Annotated in this window: 6 protein-coding genes; 2 read left to right on the top strand and 4 right to left on the bottom strand. The window is 65.2% G+C overall.

All coding sequences use genetic code 11. The annotated features are described in order from the left end of the window. Window positions 1-575: 575 nt before the first annotated feature. Window positions 576-776 (top strand): hypothetical protein, encoded by a 201-nt coding sequence (locus tag U9978_RS19920; RefSeq protein WP_322762657.1) that lies wholly within the window; start codon window positions 576-578, stop codon window positions 774-776. A 287-nt stretch (window positions 777-1,063) separates the two neighbouring features. On the opposite strand, the gene U9978_RS19915 is transcribed toward U9978_RS19920, so the two are convergent. The 4 genes from U9978_RS19915 to U9978_RS19900 form a co-directional block, all read right to left on the bottom strand. Beyond that, entirely contained in the window at window positions 1,064-2,368 is a 1,305-nt protein-coding gene (locus U9978_RS19915) for an ATP-binding protein (RefSeq protein WP_322762656.1), read from the bottom strand. 227 nt (window positions 2,369-2,595) lie between these two features. Next, window positions 2,596-3,483, bottom strand: coding sequence for a DUF4097 family beta strand repeat-containing protein (locus tag U9978_RS19910; protein WP_322762655.1), 888 nt, complete (start codon window positions 3,481-3,483; stop codon window positions 2,596-2,598). Window positions 3,484-3,558: 75 nt separating this feature from the next. Further along, window positions 3,559-4,110 carry a hypothetical protein gene (locus U9978_RS19905; protein ID WP_322762654.1) on the bottom strand — a complete coding sequence of 184 codons (552 nt, stop codon included), beginning with the start codon at window positions 4,108-4,110 and terminating at the stop codon, window positions 3,559-3,561. Between the two features lie 178 nt (window positions 4,111-4,288). Further along, window positions 4,289-6,910 (bottom strand): protein kinase domain-containing protein, encoded by a 2,622-nt coding sequence (locus U9978_RS19900; RefSeq protein WP_322762653.1) that lies wholly within the window; start codon window positions 6,908-6,910, stop codon window positions 4,289-4,291. Between the two features lie 260 nt (window positions 6,911-7,170). On the opposite strand from U9978_RS19900, the gene U9978_RS19895 reads away from it, so the two are divergent. Next, the gene (locus U9978_RS19895; RefSeq protein ID WP_322762652.1) at window positions 7,171-8,346 is read left to right on the top strand and encodes a serine/threonine-protein kinase; all 1,176 of its coding nucleotides are present in this window, start codon (window positions 7,171-7,173) and stop codon (window positions 8,344-8,346) included. Window positions 8,347-8,368 lie beyond the last annotated feature (22 nt).

Raw genomic sequence — 8,368 nt, 5'->3', positions numbered from 1 at the left:
CCCGATCTCGGCGAGCATGTCGATCGCCGCGTTGACAGACCGATACGTGTCCAGGTCCGTCTGGCGCAGCGAGCGCAGCCACTCCCGCAGTTCGGGTGTGGTCTTGATCGTCCACCGATGAGGTGGCTCCACCGACACAGGTCCACTATAGCTCGAACTAAACATGCGGCGTCGTACTCCCGGCAGGCTCCGCGGGGACTGGCATGACTGACAGCCACGATCACAGCCCAGCCCACCGACGACCACGCACACCAGCGAACGTGGACGGACATCCGAGCCCAGGTCACGCCGACACGGCGAACATTCATGGATATCAGTGAACAAACAGCTCCTTTTCTTAATCTGCGGGTTCGGGGTTCAAGTCCCTGGCGGCGCACCCACCCTGACCAGTAAGTATGACGGTCAGTAGTTGCCATTTTTTGATCTTGACAGCAACTGTGACAGCAACGTCGCCTGTCAGATCGCGCTTCCCTGGTCGTCCTGCTTCTCAGGCGTGTCAGGTCGGGCTGTTGTCGCGCTTCATGCTGCTACCGTGCGGTACCGTTTAAGCAGTACCCCTAGCGAGGAGGCCCGCCGTGCGCGAGCTTGGGTTGCCGGCAGCTTTCCGCGATGTCGAACTTGTTGATCCTCCCGTGTGGCTCGACAGAGTACTTGCGGATTCGGATGCAGATCTTGCTGCGGGACGCTTCGTGTCGTTCGGCTCGGTTGAGGAGTTCGACGCTTACGCGCGGCAGATCACCGCTGATGATGGAGAGACACTGCGCCGCACGGCATGATGGGCATACTGGACATCTAGCATGTGCGCATGCCCACCTTCGACGCGCTCGACCGCTTTTGGGCTGACTACCGACGACTCACCCATGCCCAGCGGGAGCGGTTCCTCCGGGCGCGTGACCTGTTTGTCGAGGACCTCCAAGCCGGGGCCGGCTTCCGCACGAGCCTTCGGGTCAAGGGCTTCCGCGGGGAGCCTGGGGCCTTTGAGATGACGTGGGCGGGCGATGGTCGCGCCCTGTTCCGTTATGGCGAGCCGGAGAACAGGTCGTCCGCCTCGGTGACATCGCTGTTAGCCGATCAAGCCGAGGGCGCGGAGAAAATCGGTTTGATCCACGTCGGGCAATGCGCCGAAGCGTCCATGTAGATAGGCGTTCTCGAGGTTCTGTGATTTCCGCACTCTTTCACCCGCGAACTCTGCGAGAGCGCCAAGGCGAGTCGCTCCGGTGTCGACCTTTTCTGTCAGCCAGACTTCGTCGCGATTGAGGTGGTTCAGTAGGCTGGTGTCATGCGAGGTGAAGATCAACTGTGCACCGTTAGGATTTGTTGCCGGGTCATGAAAAAGTCTTATCAGCTGCGCCGACAGGGTCGGGTGCAGACTCGCGTCCAGCTCGTCGAAAAGCAGTAGGGATCCAGACTGCAACACACTGAGTACCGGCCCGATTAGCTGAAACCAGGTGCGCGTACCCTCGGATTCAGCGATGAAGTCGAGTGGCACCCGCTCTTCTGCGGCCCGATGGACGAGTCGTGCTCGCTTTTGAGAACGAACGGCGACAGTCTCTCCTGAAGACTGAAATCTCATCTCCTCTTCCTCGATGAGTACATCGACGATTCCAAGGTCGGCAAGTTTGAGTAATGCCAGTGCTTGTTCTCGATCCGTCCTTGGGATATCTCCGGCAATGCCGGCACCGAACAGCGACTGATGATCATTTGGTGACGGAGGCTCGAACCATCGAAGCGTCGACCGAGATGGCGGCTGATAGCTTCCGCTCGACCCAAACGATCTCGGACGACGCACAGAAGGGCCGAATGTCTGCGCGCGAAGAAGGTCCCGAACAAATCCAGAGACCAGCGGCTCGTCAAAGCGGCGAGCCACGGACAGAGCCAAGGTGTAGTCCGTAAGCAGTTCACGGGTTCCAGAAAGATTCCCCAACCCCCGCTGGAGTTTCAGTTCGCTTCCCTCGCGTTCAAATATTCGGCGACGCTTTTTCTCTGGATAGTGAAAAAGACCTTCGTACTGAACCGCTTCCCGGTTCAGCTCGAGGATGTACTCGAACCGGATGCCTCCGATGAGGGACTCGACAACGAACTCCGAAGATCGTGTAGGCCCGTCACCGAACGCAAACGGCTCGACAGGTATTTCGTGATCCCACGATCGAAGAGAGTTCTGCACTGCTTCCCTGATCCAGGTAAACGCCGCGATGATATTCGACTTGCCTGACGCATTGGGACCGAAGACCGCCGCCACGACGAGGAGACTCTCGCCGAGTAGAGCCGTTCGACGAGCTTCCACACGATCCTGATCAACCGCGATCATGGAGAGCTCAGCCGCATCTAGGATTGAGCGGTAGTTCGATACTTCGAAGCGAATCAGCATCGGCCACCCTAACGTCGTCGATCAGCGCTACCAGAGGCCGAGTCCTGTCAGATCTTGACGAAACTACCATCGAGCGTGCGATCAGGGCGCCATCCTAGCCGAGGAGGGCTGTGTCCCCGAGTTCTGGCAGGCTGTCAGCGAGCATGCTGAGAGGGCCACGTGCATCTGCCTGACCTACATGTGCGCTCCACCGGCGCCCGGGGCCTGGATGCAGGCCGTGATGGTGGTCATGTCGCGTCCTTCCCGGTGGCGCTCGCGATGGAGCGGTGGATGGTGATGTCGCCGTAGGAGGTACGGGCGCGTACCTCGACCGCGTCTTCGCCGGGTTCGGGACGGTCGGCGGCGTCCAGGTCGTTCTGCACGTTGCCGTAGCTCGTGTTGAGGTCCAGCCAGGCGGCGACTCCGTCGAGGATTCCGATGTCGACCGTGCCGAGGGCGGTTTGGGTGAGGATGGCACCCCGCGCCACCTCGCCGATGCGGACGTCGCCGTTGGCGGTCTTGGCCGCAACCGTCGCGTGCGCTCGGTTGACAACGATGTCGCCGTTGGCCGCGCTCACCCGAAGGTCGCTGGTGACCTCGCCGATCCAGGTGTCACCGTTGGAGTTCTTGATCACCGCCGTGCCGTCGATGCCGTCGATGCTGTCGATCCGCACGGCGCCGGAGCCCGTGGTGACGTCCGTGCGCCCGACCGCCCGGCCCACGCCGATGTCACCACTTCCGGTCTTGAGTTCGACCGGGCCTGCCTGATCGACGTGGATGTCTCCGATGCCGGTCTTGTAGCGGCATTCGCCGAGGCGACCGGTGCAGTGCAACGCCGCTACCCCTGCTCCACCTCGCACGTGCGAGCCCGCCGGCAGGTCGATCTGCACATCGATCGACTCGCCGCCCCCGCGAAAGGTGTGCTGCCGCCATCCCCTCGGCGCTTTGATCAGCAGCATGCCGTTGGCGTACTCGACGCGAGTCTGCTCGGCGGCGGCCACGTCGGACTTCTTGGCACCGTCGCTCGGGCGCACCTCGACGACGGTGTCGGTGCGGTCACTCGCCACGATCCGGATATCACCGACGGTGAGATCCACGGTGACGGAGATGGGTTCGGGAGCGTCGAAAGTAGGCATGGCAGTCCTTCTGATGGGTTGGCGGGCACCCCGACCACCACGGGTCGTGGTGTGGAATTTCCTGGCTCGGCTCGGCTAGCGCGCCCAGCCCGTGTAGCGCGCAGCGCCCTGCGGGGCACGCCGTGGGTGTCGAGGGCTGGGGCCGGTTCGTTCCAAGGCGGTGGCAGCCGCGCGCACGAGCCAGGCGTTGACCGACAGCCCTTCACCGCCGGCGGCCTGCTCGATCCGGGCCTTGAGGTGATCAGGCATGCGCAGGTTGATCCGCGCCATCGCGCCCTCGTCGCCCTCGACGGAAGCGGGCAGCGCGACGCCCGGCGCCGGCCGGCCGTTCGGTGTCGTGTCACCGTCATCATCACCATGCAGGTCGTCGACGGACGAGTCGACCGGCGGTGGTGTCACCACGAACTCGAGGTCACGTCCGCGCAGGCGCAGTTCGACCGAACCCGGCGCGAGCTCGCAGGTGATCTCCTCCGCCGCGACCGCCAGCGCGTCCTGCAACGTGAGTCGGATCGCCGCGTCCAGGGGCGCAACAAGGCGTTCAGCAAGCGCACGAGAGTCATCGCCGCCGGCCTCGGCGGCGACCGCAAGCTGGCCTTGGATGTTCTCGACGTACAGCCGGAGGTCCATGGTGCCACTATGGCATCAAGTTAGGTGCCAGATCAAGGGCAACATGAGCCAGAGTGGCTCTACGCCGCCGCTTGCTCGGTGCCAGTTGGCGCTGCCCGTGAGCAGTCGCCGAACACGGCAGGCAACCAGGAGCAACCAAGAGCAACCAAGGCAGTCAGGGGTAGTTCGGCGATTCTTGTCAGCCGATCTTGCGGACGCGGTTGCTGTCTGTGTCGGCGATGTAGAGGGTGCCGGTACGGTCGACTGCCACCCCGGTGGGATTCGCGAGTTGGGCGTGGGTGGCCGGCCCGCCGTCGCCGGTGAATCCGGGGGTGCCGGTGCCGGCTATGGTGGTGATTGTTCCATCGGTGCTGACCTTGCGTACGCGGTTGTTGTTCTGATCGGCGATGTAGAGTGTGCCGGTGGTGTCGACTGCCACCCCGGTGGGATTCGCGAGTTGGGCGTGGGTGGCCGGCCCGCCGTCGCCGGTGAATCCGGGGGTGCCGGTGCCTGCCACCGTGGTGATTGTTCCGTCGGTGCTGACCTTGCGTACGCGGTTGCTGTCCGAGTCTGCGATGTAGAGGGTACCGGTGTTGTCGATCGCCATCCCGGTCGGATCTGCAAGTTTGGCATGGGTGGCTGGCCCGCCGTCCCCGGAAAAGCCGTAGCTACCGCTGCCGGCTACTGTGGTGATTGTTCCATTGGTATCGACCCGGCGTATCCGCTGGTTGTTCTGGTCGGCGATGTACAGGGTGCCGGTGCTGTCGATCGCCATCCCAGTCGGATATGCGAGTTGGGCGTGGGTGGCTGGTCCGCCGTCGCCGGAAAAGCCGTAGCTGCCGGTGCCGGCTACGGTAGTGATTGTTCCCTCGGTGCCGACTCTGCGGACCCGGCTGAACTGGTCGGCTATGTAGAGGGCGCCGGTGCGATCGACTGCCACCGCGGTCGGATGCGCGAGTTGGGCGTGGGTGGCCGGCCCGCCGTCGCCGGAATACCCGTAGGTGCCGGTGCCGGCTATGGTGGTGATTGTTCCGTCGGTGCTGACCTTGCGGACGCGGTTGTTGTTCTGGTCGGCGATGTAGAGGGTGCCGGTGCTGTCGACGGCCACCCCTGTTGGATGTGCGAGTTGGGCGTGGGTGGCTGGTCCGGCGTCGCCGGAATATCCGTAGGTGCCGGTGCCGGCTATGGTGGTGATTGTTCCGTCGGTGCTGACCTTGCGGACGCGGTTGTTGTTCTGGTCGGCGATGTAGAGGGTGCCGGTGCTGTCGACCGCCATCCCGGTCGGGTCCGAAAGCCGGGCGTGGGTGGCCGGTCCGCCGTCGCCGGAATACCCGAGAGCGCCGGTGCCGGCCACGGTGCTGATTGTTCCGTTGGCGTCGACCCGGCGTATCCGTTGGTTGTTCTGGTCGGCGATGTAGAGGGTGCCGGTATTGTCGATCGCCACACCCACCGGATGCGTGAGTTGGGCGTGGGTGGCTGGCCCGCCGTCACCGGCGAAACCGGGGGTACCGGTGCCGGCCACGGTGCTGATTGTTCCGTCGATGCCAACCCTGCGCACCCGGTTGCTGTCCGGGTCGGCGACGTAGAGGGCGCCGGAGTCGTCGACAGCCGCTCCGGTCGGATACGTGAGTTGGGCGTAGGTGGCTGGCCCGCCGTCCCCTGTGAACGATTCGGCGCCAGCCACCGTGGCGATCAGCGGAGAGCTGGATGTGCCCGATTCGCTTGGCTGGACCGTGGTCGTCACGACGGCAAGCAGAGCTGTAAGAGCTGTCAGCCCTGTCAACAGGACCGCAGCACCGATAATCAGGGGCTTGCGACTGAGCCTGGGCTTGCGACTGAGCCTGGGCCTGGGCCTGGGCCTGGGCCTGGGACGTGACACTGTGCCGGCTCCTGCCGCGGAGGTCGCACCGTGGCCACGCGAGACGGTGGTCGTGGAAAGTGCCGCGTCTGTGCCGGCCGACAAAGACCGGTTCTCGTCGTGACCGGAGCCTCCAGAGACGACCGCACCGGGTTGGGCCGCCTCCCGGATCGCCTCGTCCACCCGCAGGATCAGGCCGCTGCGTTTGAGCCAGCCAGCTTCGAACACCTCGGCGGCAGCCTCGGCCAGCGCGACCGCGAACGCCTGCCCCGACGGGTAGCGTGCGTCGATATCCTCGTCCACCGCCCGCATCACCACCCCGGCCAGTAGCGGGTGCACATCGGTCAGCGGCTCGACGCGGGGACGTGCCGGCAGTTGCCCGGCGAACAGCCAGTACAGCACCAGCCCGAGGGAATACAGATCCGTACCCGGGCCGAGCGCGGCGAAGTTCCGCTGTTCGGGCGCCATCCAGAACGGCGTTCCGGTGCTACCGAACGCGGCGGTGTGTTCCAGCAGTTTCGCGATCCCGAAATCTACGATCTTCAGGGTGCCGTCGTCGGCGAGCAGCAGGTTCGCCGGTTTGATGTCGCGGTGCAGCATCTGCCTGCCGTGCACATATGCCAACGCGTCCGCGGCCGCCAGGCCGATCCCGCACACTGTCTCCGGTGAGAGGCGGCGGCTGACGGTGTCCAGCGACTTGCCGGTGACGAATTCCATGAACAACAGGAAGAGGTCATCGACGTCGATCGCGTCGAAAATGTTGACCAGGTGCGGGTGGCTCAGCTGGGCCAGGACCGTCGCTTCGTCCCTGGCGACCCGACGCCCGTCGCTACTCGTCACCAGCACCGCTTTGACCGCGACCAGCCTGTCGAGCCGACGGTCCAACGCCTGGAAGACGTCGCCGAAACCACCATCGCCGAGCCGGCCGCGTAGTTCGTAGCGGTCGGGTAACGCTCGCTCCACGCGGTCTCGGTCTATCGGCACAGCCCCACCGCTCCCAGCGACGACAACCGCGGATCCCTGGCGGTACAACAGGCCGCCGTCATCCCTCCCGAATGGAACAACTGTAGCTAATCGCATTCTATCGGCGGCAAGCGACCCACATGCTTGTAACGCTCAGTGGCGCTACCTCCGGTTCGGATATCGGGCACCGAACGGTGGCATGCCTCTGATGACCGCTAATGAGCTGACTGTTCTAGACTGATCGCTCGCGGTGGTCGACGATGGTCGCCGGGTCGGACGTGGGGGGCGGCTGGGTGGATGCGTTGGTTGCGTGTGATCCGTTGGTGCCGTCGGATCCGGTGCGCGTCGGCCCGTACCGGATCCATGCCCGGCTGGGGTCCGGTGGGATGGGCCGGGTGTACCTGGGGACGTCCGCCGCGGCTGAGCAGGTGGCTGTCAAGGTCATCAAGTCGGAGCTGGTCTCGGATCCGGTCATCCGGGAGCGGTTCGCCGCCGAGGTCGAGAACCTCAGGATGGTCTACGGGTCGCGGGTCGCCCGGTTCGAGGGTGCCGGTCTGGACGACGAGCCGCCCTGGTGCGCGGTCGAGTACGTCCCTGGTCAGACCCTGCGTCAGTATGTCGATCTGCGGGGGCCGCTGGAGCCGCCGCTCGCGGCGATCCTCGGCGCGGCGCTCGTCGAGGGGCTGGTAAAGATCCACGAGGTCGGGTTGCTGCACCGCGATCTCAAGCCGCAGAACATCCTGCTCGGCCCGGACGGCCCGAAGGTGATCGATTTCGGGCTGGCGCTGCTGGCGGACCGGAGCAGGGATCTTACCGAACCGGGCGCGGTCATCGGGACGGTGGCGTACATGTCACCGGAACAGGCCCGGGGCGAAAGAGAACTGACACCCGCGGCGGATGTCTACGCGCTGGGCGCCACCCTGGTTGCGGCCACGACCGGACACCCTCCGTACCGAGGCGTGGGTGGGCCGGCGTTGCTCTGGCACATCGGTGACCCGAACCATCATCCGGATCTCAGCGCCGTGCCGGCCGCGCTGACATCGGTGCTCGGCGCGATGGTGGCCTTCGAGGCGTCCGCGCGGCCGTCGCTCGACGTGGCGCTCGAGCGGTTGTTGGCGGTGGCGACGGCCGGTGGGCTGACACGGTCGGGGATGCGCCGCCGTCTCGTGGAACGCACCCACGGCCCGGTGGTCGAAGGATCAGCGATCATTCTGCCGGATGTGGATGACCGGGTAGTTGACCCGGTGGTCGACCCGGACATGACGCGTGATGCCGTGCCACCGCGTGATGCTGTGCCACCGCGCGATGTGCCGTCACCGGGGCCTCGGGTGGGACCTCGGGTGGGGCCGGCGACGTCGCGGGCGCGGGCGTCGGTCAGTGTGGAGTGGCTGGTGGCGCGCTTGCGTGCCGAGTACGCCGGTGATGCGGCGTTCTGAACCGTGACCCCTGGTCACGGCG

Source organism: Protofrankia sp. Cr2 (assembly GCF_963555885.1).
In the GTDB taxonomy this organism is placed as follows: domain Bacteria; phylum Actinomycetota; class Actinomycetes; order Frankiales; family Frankiaceae; genus Protofrankia.
The sequence above is the reverse complement of the archived record's forward strand: the minus strand, read 5'-3'. Positions and strand labels throughout refer to the sequence as shown.